The sequence below is a fragment of the Flagellimonas myxillae genome, from assembly GCF_023502235.1.
GTDB lineage: Bacteria > Bacteroidota > Bacteroidia > Flavobacteriales > Flavobacteriaceae > Flagellimonas > Flagellimonas myxillae.
On the sequence record NZ_JAMFLY010000001.1, the window covers coordinates 304,882 to 325,991 of the forward strand.

19 protein-coding genes and 2 tRNA genes are annotated in these 21,110 nt (G+C 43.2%); 6 read left to right on the top strand and 15 right to left on the bottom strand.

Going from position 1 to position 21,110, the window contains the following annotated elements; translation table 11 throughout:
• Positions 1-62 precede the first annotated feature (62 nt).
• The 10 genes from M3P07_RS01425 to folE form a co-directional block, all read right to left on the bottom strand.
• Positions 63-386 carry a hypothetical protein gene (locus tag M3P07_RS01425; RefSeq protein ID WP_249968112.1) on the bottom strand — a complete coding sequence of 108 codons (324 nt, stop codon included), beginning with the start codon at positions 384-386 and terminating at the stop codon, positions 63-65.
• Positions 387-396: 10 nt separating this feature from the next.
• The gene (locus M3P07_RS01430; RefSeq protein WP_249968113.1) at positions 397-915 is read right to left on the bottom strand and encodes a GNAT family N-acetyltransferase; all 519 of its coding nucleotides are present in this window, start codon (positions 913-915) and stop codon (positions 397-399) included.
• Entirely contained in the window at positions 912-1,451 is a 540-nt protein-coding gene (locus M3P07_RS01435; protein WP_249968114.1) for a DinB family protein, read from the bottom strand. Before M3P07_RS01435 ends, M3P07_RS01430 begins: the two co-directional genes overlap by 4 nt.
• A gap of 8 nt (positions 1,452-1,459) precedes the next feature.
• Complete coding sequence (locus tag M3P07_RS01440; protein ID WP_249968115.1) at positions 1,460-2,704, bottom strand: ATP-binding cassette domain-containing protein; 1,245 nt, start codon at positions 2,702-2,704, stop codon at positions 1,460-1,462.
• 28 nt (positions 2,705-2,732) lie between these two features.
• Complete coding sequence (locus M3P07_RS01445) at positions 2,733-3,257, bottom strand: GNAT family N-acetyltransferase (RefSeq protein ID WP_249968116.1); 525 nt, start codon at positions 3,255-3,257, stop codon at positions 2,733-2,735.
• Entirely contained in the window at positions 3,258-3,749 is a 492-nt protein-coding gene (locus M3P07_RS01450) for a DUF192 domain-containing protein (RefSeq protein WP_249968117.1), read from the bottom strand. It abuts the gene before it with no gap.
• 10 nt (positions 3,750-3,759) lie between these two features.
• Positions 3,760-4,695 carry a prolipoprotein diacylglyceryl transferase gene (lgt, locus tag M3P07_RS01455; RefSeq protein WP_249968118.1) on the bottom strand — a complete coding sequence of 312 codons (936 nt, stop codon included), beginning with the start codon at positions 4,693-4,695 and terminating at the stop codon, positions 3,760-3,762.
• 141 nt (positions 4,696-4,836) lie between these two features.
• Positions 4,837-5,064, bottom strand: coding sequence for a membrane protein insertion efficiency factor YidD (gene yidD / locus M3P07_RS01460; RefSeq protein ID WP_249968119.1), 228 nt, complete (start codon positions 5,062-5,064; stop codon positions 4,837-4,839).
• A gap of 19 nt (positions 5,065-5,083) precedes the next feature.
• Positions 5,084-6,565 carry a cysteine--tRNA ligase gene (gene cysS / locus M3P07_RS01465; RefSeq protein WP_249968120.1) on the bottom strand — a complete coding sequence of 494 codons (1,482 nt, stop codon included), beginning with the start codon at positions 6,563-6,565 and terminating at the stop codon, positions 5,084-5,086.
• Positions 6,566-6,579: 14 nt separating this feature from the next.
• Positions 6,580-7,260 carry a GTP cyclohydrolase I FolE gene (folE, locus tag M3P07_RS01470; protein ID WP_249969430.1) on the bottom strand — a complete coding sequence of 227 codons (681 nt, stop codon included), beginning with the start codon at positions 7,258-7,260 and terminating at the stop codon, positions 6,580-6,582.
• A gap of 135 nt (positions 7,261-7,395) precedes the next feature.
• On the opposite strand from folE, the gene M3P07_RS01475 reads away from it, so the two are divergent.
• Positions 7,396-9,201 (top strand): T9SS type B sorting domain-containing protein, encoded by a 1,806-nt coding sequence (locus M3P07_RS01475; RefSeq protein WP_249968121.1) that lies wholly within the window; start codon positions 7,396-7,398, stop codon positions 9,199-9,201.
• A gap of 114 nt (positions 9,202-9,315) precedes the next feature.
• Complete coding sequence (locus M3P07_RS01480) at positions 9,316-10,773, top strand: T9SS type B sorting domain-containing protein (protein WP_249968122.1); 1,458 nt, start codon at positions 9,316-9,318, stop codon at positions 10,771-10,773.
• A gap of 49 nt (positions 10,774-10,822) precedes the next feature.
• Here M3P07_RS01480 and M3P07_RS01485 read toward each other — a convergent pair whose 3' ends face one another.
• Both M3P07_RS01485 and M3P07_RS01490 read right to left on the bottom strand, forming a co-directional pair.
• A complete protein-coding gene (locus M3P07_RS01485) occupies positions 10,823-12,322 on the bottom strand; it encodes an OmpP1/FadL family transporter (RefSeq protein WP_249968123.1) in 1,500 nt (499 codons plus the stop codon).
• Between the two features lie 38 nt (positions 12,323-12,360).
• Positions 12,361-13,734 (bottom strand): hypothetical protein, encoded by a 1,374-nt coding sequence (locus tag M3P07_RS01490; protein ID WP_249968124.1) that lies wholly within the window; start codon positions 13,732-13,734, stop codon positions 12,361-12,363.
• 95 nt (positions 13,735-13,829) lie between these two features.
• Between M3P07_RS01490 and proS the strand changes: the two genes are divergently transcribed.
• The 4 genes from proS to rpsT all read left to right on the top strand — a co-directional run bounded on the left by proS (position 13,830) and on the right by rpsT (position 15,984).
• Positions 13,830-15,305 (top strand): proline--tRNA ligase, encoded by a 1,476-nt coding sequence (proS, locus tag M3P07_RS01495; RefSeq protein WP_249968125.1) that lies wholly within the window; start codon positions 13,830-13,832, stop codon positions 15,303-15,305.
• Between the two features lie 119 nt (positions 15,306-15,424).
• Positions 15,425-15,496 (top strand) — tRNA-Glu (locus M3P07_RS01500).
• A gap of 78 nt (positions 15,497-15,574) precedes the next feature.
• Positions 15,575-15,649 (top strand) — tRNA-Glu (locus tag M3P07_RS01505).
• Positions 15,650-15,732: 83 nt separating this feature from the next.
• Positions 15,733-15,984, top strand: coding sequence for a 30S ribosomal protein S20 (gene rpsT / locus M3P07_RS01510; protein ID WP_073175882.1), 252 nt, complete (start codon positions 15,733-15,735; stop codon positions 15,982-15,984).
• Positions 15,985-16,041: 57 nt separating this feature from the next.
• Here rpsT and M3P07_RS01515 read toward each other — a convergent pair whose 3' ends face one another.
• From M3P07_RS01515 to M3P07_RS01525, 3 genes are all read right to left on the bottom strand, one after another.
• Positions 16,042-17,961: an LruC domain-containing protein gene (locus M3P07_RS01515; RefSeq protein WP_249968126.1), complete on the bottom strand. Its 1,920-nt coding sequence runs from the start codon at positions 17,959-17,961 to the stop codon at positions 16,042-16,044.
• 170 nt (positions 17,962-18,131) lie between these two features.
• The gene (locus M3P07_RS01520; protein ID WP_249968127.1) at positions 18,132-20,180 is read right to left on the bottom strand and encodes an LruC domain-containing protein; all 2,049 of its coding nucleotides are present in this window, start codon (positions 20,178-20,180) and stop codon (positions 18,132-18,134) included.
• 237 nt (positions 20,181-20,417) lie between these two features.
• Positions 20,418-21,107 (bottom strand): hypothetical protein, encoded by a 690-nt coding sequence (locus tag M3P07_RS01525; protein WP_249968128.1) that lies wholly within the window; start codon positions 21,105-21,107, stop codon positions 20,418-20,420.
• Positions 21,108-21,110: the final 3 nt, after the last annotated feature.

Below are 21,110 nucleotides of genomic sequence, written 5' to 3' on the forward strand. Positions count from 1 at the left end.
TGGACTCATCAATGTTTGCCTTTCCACCTTGGATAAATCGTAAAACCACATGGGGCAAATGCTTACTTTGGGGGTAGTGATTGTACATAATCATACCCTCTTTGAAGGTAATCGCCCAATACTTTGCTATTGTCCAACACGGCATCCGATATCAATACATATTCCCTCAAAACGGCACCATGCGATTTAAAAGGCAGCGCTCCATAAGCCTGGTCAAAAGCTTGCCTGTCTTCTTTTGATAGTCTAACTCCCAGTTCGCCATCCTTGTTGAGCAACGAGAACATATAACCATTTGCCGAGGTATAGGGCATGGTCTTTCCCTTACGGTCAAAATTGGGATTGGCGGCGACCACTTTATCGTAAATCTGTAGGACCTTTTCGCGCATAGACTCAAATTTAGGTTAATTCCTTGACCATGACCTGGAAATCAAAATCCTCCTGTCCAATACTGAAGTGATGATCACCTACCGTATTGAACCCATTTTTTAGGTAGAATCGGATGGCCCGGGTATTCTCTTTTAAAACGGAAAGCCAGATTTTTTGAAATCCAAGCGTTTTTGCTTTATCAAGTAAAACGTTTTGAAGTTCTAAACCAATTTTTTGGGAAAGGAAATCCTTCAATACATAAATTTTCTGAAGTTGACAGACCCTATCAGCATCCAAAAACGGACTTGGGGAATCCAATTTAAGCTTGGCATAGCCAACGGGAAGTTCATCCACATAAGCCAACCAGAATATGTTCTTTGGTTTAGCCAAACTAGCCCGCAATTTTGGAACTTTAAATGTCTGGTCCAAATATTTTTCCAAATCGGTCGGATCGGTAAAATAATGCCCAAAGGTTTCTGTAAAAGTAAACCGGGCCAATAAGGAGATGATGACAGCGTCATCCGGTGTGGCTTCCCTTAGTTGAATCATACCGGATTGTTTTTGAGGTTGTCCAGTATTTGTCGATCGTGGTGGGTCACGTGATAGATGGTGAAATAAAGCATCTCCCGTAGCGTCAATTTCCCCATGGCCGGATGCAATACTGCATGGGAGTCCAAAGTGGTTTCATCGAGTTGGGCTATACCAGAATTCAGTAATTCCACGGCGCCCATAAGTTCCGCTAGGGCCGATTTCCTGTGTTCAAATGTAATTTTGGTGGGAACAAACCTTTCGGGAAGTACAAAATCCTTTAAGTTTTCCAGCACCTTTAAATAATCGTTCACCAAAATTTGGTAACTCCTGCTCGGCTGTTCGGCCAATCCAAATTTGGATTCCAGGACTGATGGGTCGCTGTTAAAGATTTTAGCTGTTGGGATTACCGATTTTAAAATATGGTCCAATTGCTGGCCAGAGGTCCATTTACTGCCTGGAATACGTACAAAATCCTTCTCCGTTAAACCTTCAATTTTCTGCGCAAAGGCCTTGTGGTTGATGGTAAGCTGTTCGGTGATTTCTTCCTTTTTCATTTTTAGGATTATTTGACATATCCGATGGAGCCGGTTTCCCTCATTTCCAAAATATAATCATATTGGGGTTCCAGTCCAATTTCTTTCCTGTGGGAGACAAAAACAATGGTAGTGTTACTTTCCAGGGCAATTTTATTTACCAAGGCAATGAACAGGGAGGCGTTGGCATCGTCCAGCCCAGCTGTTGGTTCATCGAGGATAAGCAAAGGAGGATGTTTTACCATGGCCCGGGCGGTCATCACCAGCCGTTTTTGACCTTGGGTAAGTTCAAGGAACTGGGTCCCTTTCTTGTCTTCCATTCCCAAAAGTTTCAACCAAGCTTTGGCAACTCTTTTTTCATGGTCTGAAGGTCGGATATAGAGTCCTACGGAATCATGGAATCCAGAAACTAGCATATGCTCCACACTGTGATATCCATTAAACTTGTCGGTCATGGAAGGGGTAAAGTATCCAATCTTGCTTTTAAGTTCCCAAACGCTTTCCCCACTTCCTTTTCTCTGACCAAACAGCGTAAGGTCCTTTCCATAGCCTTTGTGACTATCTCCAGTGATCATGGACAAAAGCGTGGTTTTACCACTACCATTTGGACCAATGAGCTGCCAAAATTCCCCTTTTTTTATGGTCCAATTGATTTGGTCCAAAACTTGCCTGCCATCAAAACTGACCGAAACATCCTTAAAACTGACCAATGCATCCGTTGTGACTTCAATGGTATTGATGGGAGGGGGAATGGCTTCTTGAAATCTTTGGGTATCCTGTCTGTTCGAGGAAAAAAAGGCGTTGGAATCGGAATACCCAATAAGTTCCCCATTTTTTAGATTGAAATATTCGGAGTTTATAGGTAAAAAATCATTCAGCCGACTGATTACCTGGACCAAAATAGTGGATTTGGCTATGGCCATAAGCTGCTCTTTTAAACTGGCTTGGGTCGCTACATCCAGGTTGTCGTAGGGATTTACGAGTACCAAAAAGTCAGGATTTTGGGAGAGCAGATATTTGAGCAATGCCTTTTTTTGTTCCCCACTGCTCATGGTCTTCAAGGACTGTTCGGTCTCCTTGGTAATGATCTTTACATCGTGCCGTTCTTCCTCATCCATGAAACGATAAATCTCAGACTTGGAAAATAACAGTCCAAGTTTATTTTCCAAGCTTTGAAATTCCTTAGAATGGGATCCATTCAATAGGTTACTCACCAAAGATTTGGTCTTGGAAGTATTATTGGTGAGAATGGCAAAACTTTTAGGTTGGTCCATGTTGGCGTAAAGGATTTCAAATTAGAAATTATCCTTGATTAACCCTAAAAATATGTACAGGATTGTCCTTATAGCTTGTAGTTTTATCCAGGAACATTCCGTTTTTAATGGCCACCTTCTGGGATGGGATATTGTCTATATGGATGATGGAAATCAATGAGGTGGACAATTGATGGTCAAAGGCATGCACCTTACATTTGTTGGCCGCTTCAAAAGCAAATCCCTGCAGCCAGAATTCCGGAAGCACGGAATATCCGATTTCCAATTCCTGAATTTCGTCCACGGTCTGTACAAGTAGTCCGCACAAACCTATCAGTTGCCCTGTCTTTTTCAGAATCAAAGCGTTCATCCCACCAAGTCCTTGATCGTACCGTTCAAAAACCCGGTCAAATTGTTGTTGGCATGCTTCCTTGGGGTCGGAGGGCAATCCCTCCCAGAATTCCGTAGAACGCGAATCGTGGTAAAAAGGCAACCAAGAATCGAAATCCTCTTGGAGCAACTTTCGGAACATAAGTCGTTCCGAACTTTGGTTTTCTAAGAGTAGGGTAGCCATCTAGTTTCTGGAATATTCCACAGTATCCCCGACTTCCAATCCCCATTGGTCTGATAATCCCGCATTGACTTCCAAAACATATTTGATGGGGCCTTGGGACGGAAGTCCTGTTTCATCCAAGGGTTGGGCATTCTTCTGAAAACTTTCAATCTCCAGGTTTTCATCGATATAAATAATGTCCAAGGCAAATTGGGTATTCTTCATATAAAAAGAATGATGGGTCACATCTGGAAATATAAACAGCATTCCCTGACCATTTTGCATGGACTCCCGATACATCAAACCAGTCTGGGTTTCATAATCGGTTTCGGCAATTTCAATATCCAAGGCAACCAAAACCGAATCACTTTCCGCTTTACGAATGCTCAGCTCCCCTTCCTTTGTGAAGGAAACAGCCTTGGTCTTTATTTCTTTTTTGGCTTCGGATTTACAACCAATTATGCTTAAAGAAAAGCATAGCAGGCATACACAAAGTTTGCACCAATTGTACATGGAAAATTATTTATGGATTAACCTTGTTGGGACGAAACATAAAATACAGTCCAACCAAAATCATCGGGATACTTAACCATTGTCCTGTGGACAATAAGCCCAAGGTTTCTTCGATACCACCCTGTTCGCGTTTGAAGTTTTCAACAACAAACCTCACCGTCCAAAGGCAAACCATAAATAGACCGAATAAGTATCCCGGTTTATTTTTCTTATCAGTTTTCCAATACAGCAGGTACAGGATCACAAATACCCCTAGGTAACAAATGGCCTCGTAAAGTTGGGCTGGGTGTCTAAAAGGAATGGACTCCAAGATACTGGCAAACTGGGGGTCGTTCTCAATGGCCTTATAGGCGGCATTGGCGGTATTTTTCCCAGTAATCCGCATAGCATCGCTTTCGGGCATATCCTGATGATCCCTAATGAACCTGGTCGCCATAAAAAAGGAACCATCAGTTTCCTTTCCGTTGATTTCAGAATTGAAGAAATTGCCCAAGCGGATAAAACAAGCACCAATAGCGGAGACTACTGCCATCCTATCCAATAGCCAGAGCATTTTAATGTCTTTCCATTTCCGGCAGTACAGCCACATGCCCACAATAGCAGCAATGGTGGCACCATGACTCGCCAAACCTGCAAAACCCGTAAAGCGAAATCCGTTCACGGTGCTGATCGGCAACAGTACGGCCAAGGGGTCCTTGGTGAATAAATCGCTTTGGTAAAAAATAACGTGCCCTAAGCGCGCGCCGAGCATAATCGAAATCATTCCATAAAACAGCAGGGAATCCAACTTTTCCATGGACTTGTTTTCATTTTGGAAAATGCGCTTCATTAGCAGCCATCCCACCACAAAAGCGACAATCCAAAGTAGGTTGTAGTACTTGAGCTGAACAAAACCCAGCTGGAACAAGGTGCCATCAGGGTTCCAGTTAAATCCTAAAAAGTACATAGAGTAAAATTTTGGACTAAGATACTTAAAGATGTTAGACCGCTGCGCTTTTAGCCGTTAGATTTGAGCCAAAAAAGCACCCCGGATTTATCAGATCCCTTTCCTTTTTAACTTGGGTCCGTGTCTAATTGTAGAACTTGTTCAGGGAACTGGGTCATAGCCCTTGCCACCCCAAGGATGACAGCTGAAAATGCGCTTAATCGAAAGCCAACCGCCTTTAAAAAGACCATGTTTTTTTAGTGCTTCCAAGGTATATGCTGAACAGGTGGGAGAGTATCTGCAGGTTGCGGGTGTCAACGGGGAAATTAGCAATTGATACAACCGGACCAACAGTACAAAGGGGGCAATAAGGATTTTTTTAAGTGACATTCCCCTAATGGGCACAGTGTTAATTGATGCTGAAAGTTGTTCCGTCCTTGCCATCCTTCAATTGGATGCCCAAGGCGGTAAGTTCGTCCCTGATTTTATCGGAAGTGGCAAAGTCCTTATTGGCCCTTGCTTCATTCCTGAGGCCAATTAACAACTCCATTACTCCACTAAAGGTTTGGGATTTATCTTCGGAAGCTGCTTGGTTCTCAATGCCCAATATATCGTGAACAAAAACAGCCATCATGTTTTGCAGCTGGTTTTTGTCGGTTTCCGTGATGGTTTCTTTTCCTTCCTTGATTAAGTTGATGTGCTTTACGGCATCAAACAAATGGGAAATAAGGATAGGGGTGTTGAAATCATCATTCATGGCGTCGTAGCACTTTTGCTGCCATGCTTTTATATCAAAATCCGAATTTGATGCAGTTTCCAATTTTGCCAGATTGTCAATGGCCTCCATTAACCGATTGTATCCTTTTTCGGAAGCCTGGAGTGCTTCATCACTCAAATCGAGAATGCTGGTATAATGGGCCTGCATCATAAAAAACCGGACAACTGCCGCGGAGTAGGGCTTGCTCAAAATATCGTTCTCTCCACTCATAATTTCCGATGGGTAAATATTATTTCCCGTGGATTTGGACATTTTCTTCCCATTTAGCGTAAGCATATTGGCATGTAGCCAATATTTTACCGGGGATTTCCCCGTGCTGGCTTCGGCCTGGGCTATCTCGCATTCGTGGTGGGGAAATTTCAGGTCCATTCCACCTCCGTGGATGTCGAAAGTATCGCCCAAATATTTGGTGCTCATTGCAGTACACTCCAAGTGCCATCCCGGAAAACCATCGCCCCAAGGGGAAGGCCAGCGCATTATATGCTGCGGTTCGGCTTTTTTCCAAAGCGCAAAATCCTGGGGATTCCGTTTTTCGTCCTGGGCAGTGAGTTCCCGTGTATTGGCGATCATGTCCTCCAACTTTCTGCCACTCAACTTACCGTACTCATGTTTTTCATTGAATTTAACCACATCAAAATAAACCGAGCCATTGACTTCATAGGCTATGCCTTTGTCGATGATTTCCTTGATGATCTCTATTTGTTCAATGATGTGTCCCGTCGCAGTTGGTTCGATGCTGGGAGGCAAAAGGTTGAACTTTTGAAGTGTATTGTGAAAATCCACCGTATACCGCTGCACCACCTCCATAGGCTCAATCTGCTCTAGTTTGGCCTTCTTGGCAATTTTGTCCTCCCCATCATCCGCGTCATTCTCCAAATGGCCAGCATCGGTAATGTTCCGTACATAGCGTACTTTATAGCCCAAATGCTTAAAGTACCGGAAAATCATATCAAAAGAGATGAACGTACGACAGTTGCCCAAATGCACATTACTGTACACGGTCGGACCGCATACGTACATGCCTATATGCCCATCATTGATGGGTTGAAAAACCTCTTTTGTTCCTGAAAGTGAGTTATGTACCCGGAGTTGCTGGCTTTTGTAAAGTTGCATGGATTTGTTGAGGGTTAAAAGTCGGTATCTAGGTTGATGTAATCCAGAAATTCCCTTCTAACAGCTTCTTCCTTGAATTTTCCACCATATTCGGCCGTAACCGTGCTGCTCTCAATGTCACGGATTCCCCGTGAATTCACACATAGGTGCTTGGCATCGATAACACATGCAACGTCTTTCGTACCCAGTACTTGCTGAAGCTCCTTCACAATTTGGATGTTCATGCGTTCCTGGACTTGTGGACGTTTCGCAAAATAGTCGACTATACGGTTCATTTTGGAAAGACCTACCACTGTTCCGTTGGAAATGTACGCGATATGGGCCCTCCCGATGATGGGTAGCAAGTGGTGCTCACAGGTGGAATAGACCACAATGTTCTTTTCCACCAACATTTCGCCATACTTGTACTTGTTTTTAAAGGTGGAGGACTTCGGTTTTCTTTTGGGATGAAGGCCGCTAAAAATCTCCTTGACGAACATTTTCGCCACCCTTTTTGGGGTGCCGTTCAAGCTATCATCATCCAGGTCTAGACCCAAGGTCAGCATAATTTCCCGCACGCTTTTTTGGATGCGTTCAATCTTTTCTTCGTCGCTCAGTACAAAAGCATCTTCCCTGATAGGGGTCTCGGTTGAGGAACCAACATGGTCGTTGCCTCTTTCTTCATATTGCTCTTCCAAAGCCTGCTCTAGTTTCATTTGCTTTTTCTTCAAGACAGCAAAGATATACATTAATGCCCTATTTAACATCTGGTAGCCGCGGTTTGACAACATAAATTATTGTTAAGGGAAAAGCCATTTTATTTTTAATGTGCCCTAAATCTGTTGCACATCATGCTGAAATCGGCAATGAAACTAATCGGGATTGCGATTTTTGGTCAAATGACCTATGGCCAGGTCATTCCAGACTGTGGCAGTGCCGTGCCAATTTGTAGCAATACACCCATAAATGGTGGAACCAACGGTTTTGGAATCGACGATTTCAACGGGGCTTCGTCAAGTGGATGCCTAGAGCGGACTCCAAGTGGCAATATTGAGTCCAATTCGGCTTGGTATCGATTTAGAACCTCCGCTGCGGGACAGCTAGGCTTCAATATTGGACATGCCAACACGGAAGACTGGGATTTTGCATTGTACCAAGCCACCGATTGCAGCAATTTGGGCGACCCTATCCGATGTAATTTCTTCGACAACAGCGACGGTGTAGGATTTATAGGGGTAGGAGAGGACCCATCAGGGGTTTCGGACTCTGTCCATTATGAAGACTGGCTTCAAGTGGCCCCAAATGAGGATTACATCTTGGTCATCAATAATTTTAGCAACTCAAATTCCGGCTTTTCCATCCAATTTACTGGGGATATTTGGACAACCAACCCTACGGATGCCCTGGATTGTTCCATTATAAACAATCTTTTGGGACCTCCTGTAGCTGCTTGCGAGGGGGATACCATCACCTTGGATGCCACCACACCCGGAGCTCTTAGTTATGATTGGTTTAGCAATACTGGAAGTGGTTTTACCCCAATATCTGGAGCAACGCTGCCCACCCTGAATGTTACTGTTTCGGCCCAATATCGCGTGGTTGTGGGAACTCCATCGGGATCAATTATCAGCGATGTGCAAGCCGTTTTTAGCCCTATTCCGATTACCAATGCAGTCAGTGATGAGGTTTTTTGCCATACTTCGAATATGGTCTATGACCTTAACGGTAAGGATGCCGAAGCTTTGGGAGTCCAAGACCCCGCAGAGTTTTTGGTTAGCTATCATACGTCACAGGCAGAGGCCTTGTCAGGATCAAATCCGTTGGATAAAATGTACAACAAAGCGCAAGGGCTTGAAAGTGTATTTGTAAGACTCGCTTCAAGGATGAACCCCGATTGCTTTGATGCTTCCGTAAGTTTTGAATTGAATGCCTTGGAAACCCCAGAACCTAGCTTTTCTACAGAGGCTACACTCTGTGGGGATTCTGCAAATGTGGTTATTGGGGAAACCATGCCCAACCCTGGCTATATGTATCAATGGAGTTCTGGGGAGACGACTCCCAGTATTACAGTTTCGCAAGCTGGTGACTACACTGTGACCGTGACCAATTCGGCATCAGGGATAAATTGTGCTATAGACAGAACGGTCAGTGTGTTTGTTTCCAATGCTCCGCAAATTTCTGTGGACATTGAATTCGAGGATTTGAAACCCAACAATACGGTTAACGTGGAAGATTTGGTGGAAGGGGATTACGAATATCGTTTAGATGATGGCCCATATCAGTCCAACAACGTTTTTAACGAAGTTTCACCCGGGGCCCACACAATTACAGCCCGGGACATTTACGGTTGTGCCGAAGTGGTGGAAAATTTCGTTGTGGTTGGGTTTTTGCCCATTTTTTCACCAAATGGGGACGTGCTGAACGAAACTTGGCAAATTGAAGGGCTTTCGGTGTTGGATTCCCCTGTGGTGACCATATTTGATCGCTATGGAAAGCTCATTTGGGAGATGACCGAATTTAGTCCGGGGTGGGACGGAAGTTTTCAGGGAAAACCGCTTCCATCTACCGATTATTGGTTTAAATTGTCTTATTTGGATAGCGTAGGCAATAGAATTTATGCCAAGCATTTGCAGAGCCATTTTTCTCTTCGCCGATGATTTAGATTGCATTTTATCGATAAAGTGCGGTATTTTTCCGTTGAAGCATACTAAAACTTCATTTTTTGCAGTTATAGAGGTTATTATAGAATAACCCTATAGCCCCAAAATTCTATGAGAGCCCTATTTTGCGCTATTTGTTGCTTTCTGTTAGGCTTCAACATTGCAACCTCCCAAAATCCTCCAAATTCTCCGGATTGTAGAACAGCAATTCCCGTTTGTGCAGATATTGATGTTGATGCCCGAACTGATGGGAGTGGTGATATTGACGATTTTGACCCCATGGTCATCACCCAGTCGGGTTGTTTAGAAAAAGGGAGTGTGGCTTCAGCCAATATAGAGAACAACACTTCATGGTTTGTTTTTAGAGCGGGGACTGATGGGCAAATAGGATTTGATATTGAGTCTTTTCCGGTTTCCGGTACCGTTGTTACCTCGGAGTTGGATTTTGCATTATATGGACCTTTTGACCAGACATCGGGGCAAAATTTTTGCACCTTGGTGGGTAATGGTTCTGCTCAGCCCATCCGATGTAATTATGAGGTCAATGATACGCATCATACCGGGATTGGCGTGAATCCAGTTGACGGAAGGGTGGGAGCGCCCTTTGTTGTAGGAAGCCAGAATACCTATGATGAATACATCGATGTAATAGCTGGGGAGATTTACTATCTGTTTATCAACAACTATAACACCAATTTTAATGGGGATCCAGAACCTTATCAAATAAGATTTACTGGGAGTTCGGTGGATGCCGATCAGAATACCGCTTTGGACTGTACGCTAAGGGATGAATTTTTGGGCTTGGACATTATTGCCTGTGAAGGCGACCCAGACATTGTATTAAGCGCATTGAATTCACCAGCAGGGCCAAATATTACGAATATTACATGGGAGTTGGATGCCGATGATGATGGTACCTACGAAACTACCTTGGCCTCTGGGGCTGGCCAAACGGAATTAACGGTTTCCAGTCCAAATTCTGGAAGGTACCGAGTGACTATAGAAACTACATTTGCCACGATTATAACGGATGATATCCTAATTACCTTCTTTGCTACTCCCACTGCCACAGATTTTGATATTGTGGTCTTGGACGACTTGGTCAATAGTAATCAAACAGACCCCTACAATGTGGAGTTTATTCCATTATTGGACGGAAGTTATGAATATTCCCTAAACGGAGGTGAATATCAGGACGATCCCGTGTTTTCGGATGTACCCCCTGGTATGAACACCATGATTGTCAATGACAAGAACGGTTGTGGTACTTCAGAACCCATTCAGTTTTTAGTGGTGGGCTATCCTAAATTCTTCACCCCGAATGGGGATGGAATCCACGACAATTGGAATGTTGAAGGGATAGAGACGCTTACAAATCCGGCAGTATATATTTTTGACCGTTTTGGCAAGCTATTAAAAGAGCTGAACACGATTGGTGGATGGGACGGTACTTTTAACGGCAGGGATATGCCCTCTTCAGATTATTGGTTTCGGTTGGATTATGATCGGGATGACCAGGGCGTAGTGGTGGCGCGGCAGGTCAGGAGACATTTCTCCTTGGTCAGATAAATGAAAAAGGCCGGATTTCTCCAGCCTCTTTTACCTTTTTTTATTGTTGTTAGAACTTTAGGGTGTATCCCAAAGTAACATGGGTATTGATACGGTTTACCAAGGCTGTGCTGTTTATTCCGGAATCGAACAGGAACTCGTTTACATCTTGTTCGGTACGGTTAAAGGCCAAATCCAGTCTACTTCCTCCAAAATTATAGCCAATACCTCCTGAATAGCCGGTTAAATCGCCAACCATGTCCCCATTTTCATATGGACTTTCCTCCAAGCGATACCCCGCCCGAAGGCTGATTTGCTCAATACGATATTCACCGCCCACCCTATAGGAATTAACCACTCCCAGTTCACTGGCAATAAAATCATTCTCAGTGGCAAAACTGGGGTCGGTTGTGGGCCTCAGCTCTGCTTGGGACATATCTTGGTAGCCATAATCAAAGCTCAATAATCCATCTTTTCCAAATATCACGGCTACACTTCCAGTAAGTTTGGAAGGGGTCTTAATCCGATATTCCTCAAAGAAATTAACCACATTAAAGTTGATAAATCCAATGTCGGACACCGCTATATTGGAATTAATGCGTTGTGCGATATCATCTGTAAGTTCGTACCAAGTAGGTGACTGATAACTTCCTCCTACCCTGATATTCTCATTCAACTTGGCGATACCTCCAACACTAAAGGAAAAGCCATAACCCTCGGTATGAAGGAAATTGTCAAAAGTGGTGAAAGATACTGTGGAATCCTGATCGTATCCGTCCTCTTCCAAAAGGGTGAGTCGGTCGTAGATTATGGTATGGAAGTTCAGGGCCGCACCCAAATAGAGATTCTTTTGGTACTGTCCGGCGAAGTTTAAGGTAAACTTGCTATTGTAGCCTGTGGTGCTTTGCAAATATTCTTGATTGACATTGCTGTAATTGGCATTCGAAAAATATGTAGTATTGGCATCATCGTCTTCCGTGGGTTCTATAAGACCCGCTTGAAAACCAAGAAATGCCTGTTGCGCGCCATAGCCCAAATTGGAACCAATATCCAAATAGGCATCCTCGATAAGCTCTCCGTCCTGCACCCGCAATGGCCCGAGAGATTGTCCATCAGCAAAGTTTAGAAAATAGTTATCGATACCTTGGGAGGTATTTCCAGCTGCAAAAAACTCATTGTCAAAATTTTGAACCATATCGTAATTGAAGGCAAGGGCAATTTTTTGCCAGGGGCTATCCGATGATTTAAAGACGAATACCCCGCCCACTTGGTTCAAATCCACGGAATTTAGCTCTGTGTTCCGAACATTACTTCCAAAGAATGCGTCGTTGTTGCGATTGTAATTGGATCCCGAAATGGAAAACAGACTGTAGTTGAATACGGCCGACCCTGCCGGGTTTACATTTATGGAGGACATATCTCCGCCCAAGGCCCCAAATGCTCCGCCCATGGCTTGAAATCTTGCTGTTCCAAGTGTATTATCCGTACTATAGCGAACAACATCATTGATGTTTTGGGCGCTCACAAAAGCGCATGCCAATACCATTATGAAAGTTGAAATTCTTTTCATTTCCTTGATTTAGTTTTTACAATAAAAATTTATTGGATTTAATGCCTGCCACTGCTTCTACCTGCGGAAGACCTGGATGCTCCAGAAGATCTGCTGGACCCTGAACTTCTATAGCTTCCCGAACTCCTTGAGCTGCCTCCTGAGCTTCTGTAGCTTCCAGAGCTCCTAGAGGAACTACCCGAACTTCTGTAGCTTCCGCTACTACGAGAGCTTCTGCTCGGAGCACTGCTTCGGTAAGTCCCGGAACTACGTCTAGCACTGGACGATCTGCTGTAATTGCCAGTTCTTGGAATGGCCCTTCCGGACGATTGATAGTTTCTTGTGCTTCGGCCTTGCGTTCTATATCCTGAGGAACTTCTGTTCTGGGCACCACTTCTATACGTACCACTTCTTGACGCTCCGCTTCGGTACACCCCACTGCTTCTGGTCGCAGGGTTGGTGCCATACGAACGATAGGTTCTGGAACTCCTGTAATTGGGTGTGGCGCGGGTACTTCTACTTGTCCTAAAATTCCGATTCCTGGCGATTGCATCGGTTCCCACAGACCTTCTGGCCGTAGTACCACTTCTATAGCTTCTGGAACTTCTGCCCGTTGCACTTCTGCTAACATTGGAACGCCCTGCGCTACTTCTATATCTTGATGCATAACCGCTTCGTCTGGCTGTTACATTGGACCTGCCCCGGATTGTTGTTCCAGGAATAACCGAGTTGGAATATCCTCTTCTACTCCTATTATAGGCATAACCATAACCACGGTTAAAACCTCTGTTGTAATAATGTCCGCCATAGCCATAATAACCGCCCCAGCCCCAACGATTCAATCTCCAAGGGTTGTTCCAGCCCCAGCCCCAGGCGTAGCCGCCCCAGCCCCATCTGTTCCATCTCCAGGGATTATTCCATCCCCAACCCCAACCGGGACCCCAGCCCCAATTGTTCCATAGCCAAGGATCGTTCCATCCCCATCCTAAGCCCCAACCAAGACCACCCCAGGCCCAGCTGTTATCATAGACGTTGATGGATACGCTGGTCGGGTTATCTCCCCAACCGGGATTGCCATTGTATGTATTGTTGTTCGCGAAGTAATTGGTTTGCTCCCCTAGTGGAATGCTATCATTTGCTACATTGCTGCTATAGCTATCTATGTCCGTGAAAATTTCCTGATCTAAAATCTCTCCGTATTCTTGCGCCTTTTGCCCAAAATACTCTCCATAAATGTCACTTTCCTGTTGCGCCAACCTAACGCCTTCCGCATTTTGTTTCTCCACGTTAACCGCTCTGTTATTGTTCGAGTAAATGCCGTCTTCCTCGTAATAGGAAGACTGTTGGTACGAACCACAGGAGGCCAAAAGAAGAACGGCCAAAACCGATGTGGCAAGGATTTGAATTTTAGGTCGGGGTAAAGACTTTTTCATCGTACAATTTTTATTGTTGAACATACTAAAAATAGTTAGTTTTACCGAACTATTTTTGAAGATTAAGTCACAAGTTTTGTGCCAAACTACTGTAGATGGGTAAAAAATTAACGAGTCGAAGCGAGGATTATTCCAAATGGTATAATGAACTTGTTGTAAAGGCCGATTTGGCCGAGAATTCCGGAGTAAGAGGTTGTATGGTAATCAAACCCTATGGATTTGCCATTTGGGAAAAAATGCAGGCCCAACTGGATAAGATGTTCAAGGAAACCGGACACGAAAATGCTTATTTTCCACTATTTATCCCAAAATCGTACTTAAGCAAGGAAGCCAGTCACGTTGAAGGTTTTGCCAAGGAATGTGCAGTGGTTACCCATTATAGATTAAAGAATGCGGAGGACGGTAGTGGAATTGTGGTTGATGAAAATGCAAGATTGGAAGAAGAGCTTATCGTACGACCAACCTCTGAGACCATTATATGGGATACATACAGAAAGTGGATACAATCGTATCGCGACCTGCCCATTTTGGTAAACCAATGGGCCAATGTAGTTCGATGGGAAATGCGAACACGTCTGTTTCTCCGTACAGCTGAGTTTTTATGGCAAGAGGGCCATACCGCCCATGCTACAGAACAGGAAGCCTTGGAAGAAGCGGAACAGATGATGCATGTATATGCGGATTTTGTGGAAAACTATATGGGCGTGCCCGTAATCAAGGGAACCAAATCAGAAAGCGAACGTTTTGCCGGTGCTGTGGAAACATATTGCATTGAAGCCTTGATGCAGGACGGGAAGGCGCTTCAGGCAGGGACATCCCATTTTTTGGGACAGAACTTTGCCAAGGCATTCGACGTAAAGTTTGCGAATAAGGAAGGGAAGCAAGAATATGTTTGGGCCACTTCTTGGGGGGTATCCACAAGATTAATGGGGGCCTTGGTCATGACGCATAGCGATGACAATGGGCTGGTACTGCCTCCTAACTTGGCACCTATCCAAGTGGTTATTGTACCTATATATAAAGGATTGGATCAATTGGATGCTATTTCCGAAAAGGTGGAGCCATTAGTGAAGGAACTTAGGGCCAAAGGAATTTCCGTTAAATATGATAAACGGGATACCCACAAACCAGGTTTCAAGTTTAATGAATATGAACTAAAAGGAGTACCAGTTCGTATTGCTGTCGGACAGCGCGATCTGGAAAACGGAACCTACGAAGTAGCCAGAAGGGACACCCTGCAAAAGGAATCGGTCAAGGCCGAGGATATCCTTGAAAAGGTAGCATCCCTTATGACGGAAATCCAGGAGAACATCTTTAAGAAGGCCCTTGATTTTAGGGAGGAACGCATCACGGCAGTGGATACTTACGAGGATTTCAAAAAAGTAATCGAGGAAAAGGGAGGTTTTGTTTCTGCCCACTGGGATGGGACCACGGAAACCGAAGACAAAATTAAAGAGGAGACCAAAGCGACCATACGTTGCATCCCATTGAATGCCGAAACGGAAGCGGGGAGCTGTATGATATCAGGAAAACCATCGACCCAAAGAGTATTATTTGCCAAGGCCTATTAGGGGGAGCAAAAAATTAAAAAATTACTGTTGCAAGACTTAAAAATAGTTGTATTTTTGCACCCGCCTGAATGACATTTGGTTACAGATTTCAAAAAGGCTAAACGCTCATAAAATAAATTGGCCCGTTCGTCTAGGGGTTAGGACGCCAGGTTTTCATCCTGGTAACAGGGGTTCGATTCCCCTACGGGCTACTGAGTTCAATGAAAGATTGAAAATGTAAAACGCTTGGTTTGATTCTTGATTTTACATTTTTTATTTTTGGTTGATTTGGCCCGTTCGTCTAGGGGTTAGGACGCCAGGTTTTCATCCTGGTAACAGGGGTTCGATTCCCCTACGGGCTACCAAGAAAAATTGTAAATAATAAATGAAAATTGAAAAACGGGTATGCCAATTTTCAATGTTTCATTATCCATTTTAAATTTAGACAATGGCAAACCATAAGTCCGCATTAAAGAGAATCAGAAGAAACGAAGCAGTTCGCTTGCGTAACAGATACCAGCACAAGACGGTTCGTAACGCTATCAAAAAGCTGAGAAATGAAGAGGATAAGAAAGCTGCTGAAACACTTCTTCCCACTGTTGTTGGAATGATTGATAAGTTGGCTAAGCGCAACATCATCCATAACAACAAAGCGGCAAATCTTAAGAGCAAGTTGATGAGCAAGGTTGCTGCTATGTAAACCGATTCATGAAAAAGAATTAGAACGCCCCTTTTTAGGGGCGTTTTTTTTGTTGTTTTAGTTTCCTTTTAGCTTGGATTGATTCCTATAACCTGGAATGTTCTTATGCCAATCTTTTCTATTCTGTCCTCCAGATATTGCCCACTCTTCAAAAAACAGGTACCCCTCGTTAATAGGTTCTTTTTCCAAAAGTAATGGAAAGGATTCCACTACATTAATAGCCCATGGTAGACCATTTTCAGTAGCATAATTGCCATCGACATCTGCATTATTACCCTCTACATTGGGTTGGTTATCACCAAGGGATGTGGGTTCATGATTTGACAAATGAATTTCCTTGTCCCGTTCTCCATTAGCAACTAGAAATGGATTGAATGGTGTAGGATCTAGGATAGACTCTGTAATAGGATCGATTAAAACAATACTTACCTTATTTTCTTGATTTACGATGATGGAGTGATCATCAAATAGGGGAATTACCGAATGTGACTGCCCTAGTTCTGTTCCATTGCTATCCAGACTAAATACACTACGTTCCAAAAGTTGTCCTGAAATGGAAGCAACATTGTTTGGGTTGAGCCCTTTGATCTCAAATGCCAGGCTATTTACAAAACCAGCACCGTCTGAAGTTACCATGTAATCTATATCTATGGCTACAACCTCATTGGAGGCATTGAAGAATTTGGTAATGGAATAATCAATAGAGGTATCATTAAAATCCCAATCACCTCTAAATGGCCATAAATCTTCAAATACCAAAGAGGCCCTTGTACTGGCTGAAGGATAGGTTAGGGTAAAAGCCCTTGTGGCATCATTAGGAAACTCATCTACAGAATCAACTGCCCCATCTCCATCCTGGTCATTGCATAGTTCCACCTCTGAAAAAGTGAACCAATTGGAATCATTTTGAATATTGGACCCAGGTTCATCGATTCTTCTCCAGACAATTTTATCAAATGATCCACTTGTAGCTGAAATAAGTATGGTGCCATAACCATCACGGTAGTACCTTGCCCTTGATCCAGGATTTAGGTCTCTTAAAATTCGCTCGTTTTCGTCATATGTCAATTCACTTCCACCAGATAATAAGGTTTCGGTATGTTGGTTTCCAACAAACTGATATCGAGAAACATCCACACTTCTAACGTGCATCAACACATGCTGTATTGGTGCTTCAAAATCCATTTCAAATTCAACATAGCCATCGGGGTCGTTGTTGGTGTCGATTTTGGAATTGATCCAAAAAATAAATCCATTAAAGGTGAAAATAGGAGTGGAAAACCATCCTCCAGCTAAAGAAAATCTGTTTTTGAATTCGGCTCCATTAAAATCGGTTGCGGTGATAATCGCCGTCACATTGTTTTTGGGAAATTGAATATTGGATAAGGTATGCAACCCTGCGCCATTGGTGTCTATAGTGTTGCCAAGTTGGACGTAGAATTTTTGACCATAAACGTTGGAACAATCCGTATTTATTTTGGATTGGGAAAGTGGCGAACTGTTTTTTCCATGCTTTCCAATTATACCATTAAAGCTATAGGAGACTGAATTTTGAATTATTCGTATAGCTATATCATCTACTGAGGAATTGGATTTTCTAACCAAGAACAATTCGTCAACATAGGAAGGTACCGCAACACTTTCCAGGATTGAACCATTGTATGGCTCGCGTTCCAATAGTTTTTGGGGTAAGGGCCCGGAGACACTATCAAGGTTTTCGGTTAAATCGTCACTTAAAGGGTAAACTTCATAAACAACATTTGGTGTATTGTCCGAAATATTGATGGACACCACTTGTTCCGTTTTAAAATCAAAATTTTCAGGAAATTTCAATTCGGTCAATACGGGGTCTTCTACCAATGTTGAATCCCTAGCAAGAGATTCAAGGTACTTGTCATATTTCTGCTTAAGACAACTTTGGTTGAGCAGACCTACCAACAAAATGAGTGTTATATATTGAAATTTGAGCTTTTTCATCCATTATACCATTCCCTAAATGAACGAAAAAACCTACAAAATCATTGATTTTATCGATAAACTACCGCCCTAAGTTGTAAAACCCTTGAAAAGTGTTGTGAGCAAAATGTTTTGAGAATTTGATTTGCTTGCCTTCATGATTTTCACAGGGTTTTTACCCCAGCATAGGATCAATCCTTAAGCTGGGATTCATTTCTATAACCGGTTGAATCCTTATACCAATCTTGGAATAGCGTGCCCCCCGAGGTAGCCCATTGGTTAAAGTAATTATAGGCTTGGTTAACCGGGATATTTTCCTTCGGAGGCTTAAAATTATGTACAATGTTAATGGCCCATGGCAGTCCAGAATCGGTCTTGTAATTTCCGTCCAAATCTTGGTTCACACCTCCTACAGAGGTATCGTTTACACCCAAACTCGTTCTAAACCTATTGGGTAAATGAATTTCCCTACCTCTATCCTTGGCAACGATCAAAAATGGGTTGAACGGGGCAATACCCAATTGGTTTGTTGTGATGGGCGTAGTAAAATCGATGGTAACGGTACTTGGAATATTCAACATGGTTTCGTTATTATCAAATAATATTACCACTGCTCTGTCCTGACCCTGCTCCAATCCATTTTCGGCCACATTAATGTAACCCTCGGTTAAGACGGTTCCGGTTACGGACTCCACAAGACTTGGGGGAATACTCTCGAACTCGATGCCAAAAGCGTTGGTCAAACCGGCACCATCGGAGGTCACCTCAAAGTGGATGTCCAATTGGACTACCATATTATCGGCATTTAGAACAGCTACAAATCGGTAGTTGACAGCTGTATCGTTAAAGTCGTAATCTCCCATAAAGGGCCAAAGGTCTTCAAAAGCCACGGTTCCCCAACCATACTTACTGGGGGTGAACTGCTCAAAGGCCTTCTCGGCGTCATCCGGGAATTCGTCATTGCTATCGGTAATTCCATCCCCGTCTGTGTCTGGATCAACCGTCACTTCATCAAAAACCCTAAAAGTGGTCAAATCATTGATGGCACGGCCAAAGCTTACTCCTGAAGTGGAATTGGGCCCATAGCGATATTCCCAACCCCCAGTTTGCGTGTCCATAACAATGAGGTTACTGTTGCTACCATTATCAGCCAGCCACAATTCGTCATTGGAGTCAAAAGTCATCGATGTTGGTGAAAAGGGTAGGTCTTCCCCACTTATTCTAATGGCGTCATAACCACCACTTCCATTGGTATCCAAGCGATAAAGCCCTGAAAAAGAGCATAAAAATAAGGTGCCGTCAGGGGCAAATGCCAAATCCCCGCCATTCTTTTTGTGCAAACCAACGATATCCCAATTGGACAATACATTAGCCGTCTGCGGGTCTATGGAATATAGCTTGTTCCCGGTGGAAAAATACAGTAAACCGTCATTTTTATTGTAGTCCAATCGAGGCCCACCCATGCCCAGGTTACCAACGGTCACCCATGAATCGGTGGCCATGTCATACTTCATTAAGGGATGCGGATTACTTCTTCCCACGGAATACAACAGCCTATTGTCTTGATCAATGGCAGCTGTCCAACTACCCATGGGCATGTCCGAAATAAAACTGTAAGCCCCTGAGATCGGATCAATCTGAAACATTTCGCCACTGCCGTTAACACAGTAAAGAAAATCATCGACCATAGCTTTTCGGGTGGATGCGCTTTTTCCGTTATCGGGGATATGGGTATGTGTTATACTGTTTCCTGTAATATCAAGAATGGTTGAAGAAAACTTAAACCCCTCTTTTCTTCTTAGATACAGCTTTTCGATATAGCTGGGAATCGAAAACGTTTTTTCTAAGCTACCTCCAGATGGAATACCACTAAAGATCAGATGGTTGAGATTATCCACAGAAACCTCACGACCTGTTTCCTCCTCTTCCTCTTCGTTCAGGTATACGATTTCCTCCCCAAGGATTACTTCCTGGTTGTAGGCATAAACATGGTATTTTACATTGGGGGTGTTGTCGTTGATAACCAAGCTGATTTCTCTTTCGGTATCGAAATCAAAATCTACTGGGATGTTCAATTCTGTAATTTCAAGTTCCTCAACAGGCACTTCAATGGGTGTTTCTGGTTCTCCTGTTTCAGGATTTGGGTCGATAGGACTGTCCAAACTATCCTTTACACAGGAAGAAAAAGTACAAATACAAAAAATGCCAAGGGCAGAAAACAAGATTTGGGGCGCTTTCATAGCTTCTGATTTTACTATTTATTTAGTGCAATTTTCTTCTAAACTAGTTGTTGGTTCCCTTTTTAAGCCTGCGTTTTAGTTGGTTCGCAATCTGCTATCGATAAATGGTATGGTTTTATCGATGAATGATTTGAGGGGCCAAAACCATAGAATTGAACGAAAAAACCTACAAAACTGTATATTTTATCGATGAACGGTCGTTAGAAGTTCCGAAAGCCGTGAAAAATGTTGTGAAAATTACCTGAACGCTTGGCGCTTGCCCATGAGGAATCCAATGATAAACAAGATATACATAATAACGATGAAGCCCATTAGCCAATCGTGCAGTTGAAATCTGGCGTAGAAGCCAGGGGCATCGTAGGCGGCAATAAAAACAAAGGGGAAGAAAATATGGAAGATGGCCAATCCCAAACTGATCCAAAACAGGAGATTTCGTTTTTGGGGATATGGATTGTCCTCTGTCTTTTTCTCTTTGAAGTACATCCAAATACAAAAGAGCAATACCATCGAAGCTACGAGGTCGGCATAATATAGCCCTGTATGGAAGGGGTCCTGGAAAAACAGGCTTACCAAATAGCTTATGAGGCTAAAAAGAGCTGCATATTTTAGCCATTTTTTATGTGTATTGTTTTTTAGTACAACCCAGTAGATGTAATAAAAGAAAGCGAAGGACACCACGGAATAGATGTTGTAGATAATCACATTATGCCAGGTATACCGGGAATCCGAAAAAAACTGAAACTCCTCATAATTCTTAACAAAATACCCGAGTAGCTCTGTTAAAAAGGTGTACATGATAAAGATGGGGAAAAACCTAAGAACAGTGTCAAAATATGACCTGTACCGATACATGGCCACAAACCATGTTATCAGGTACAGGACTATATTGTAGCTATCCTCCAGGAAATGTTGGAATTCTTCGATCATCCC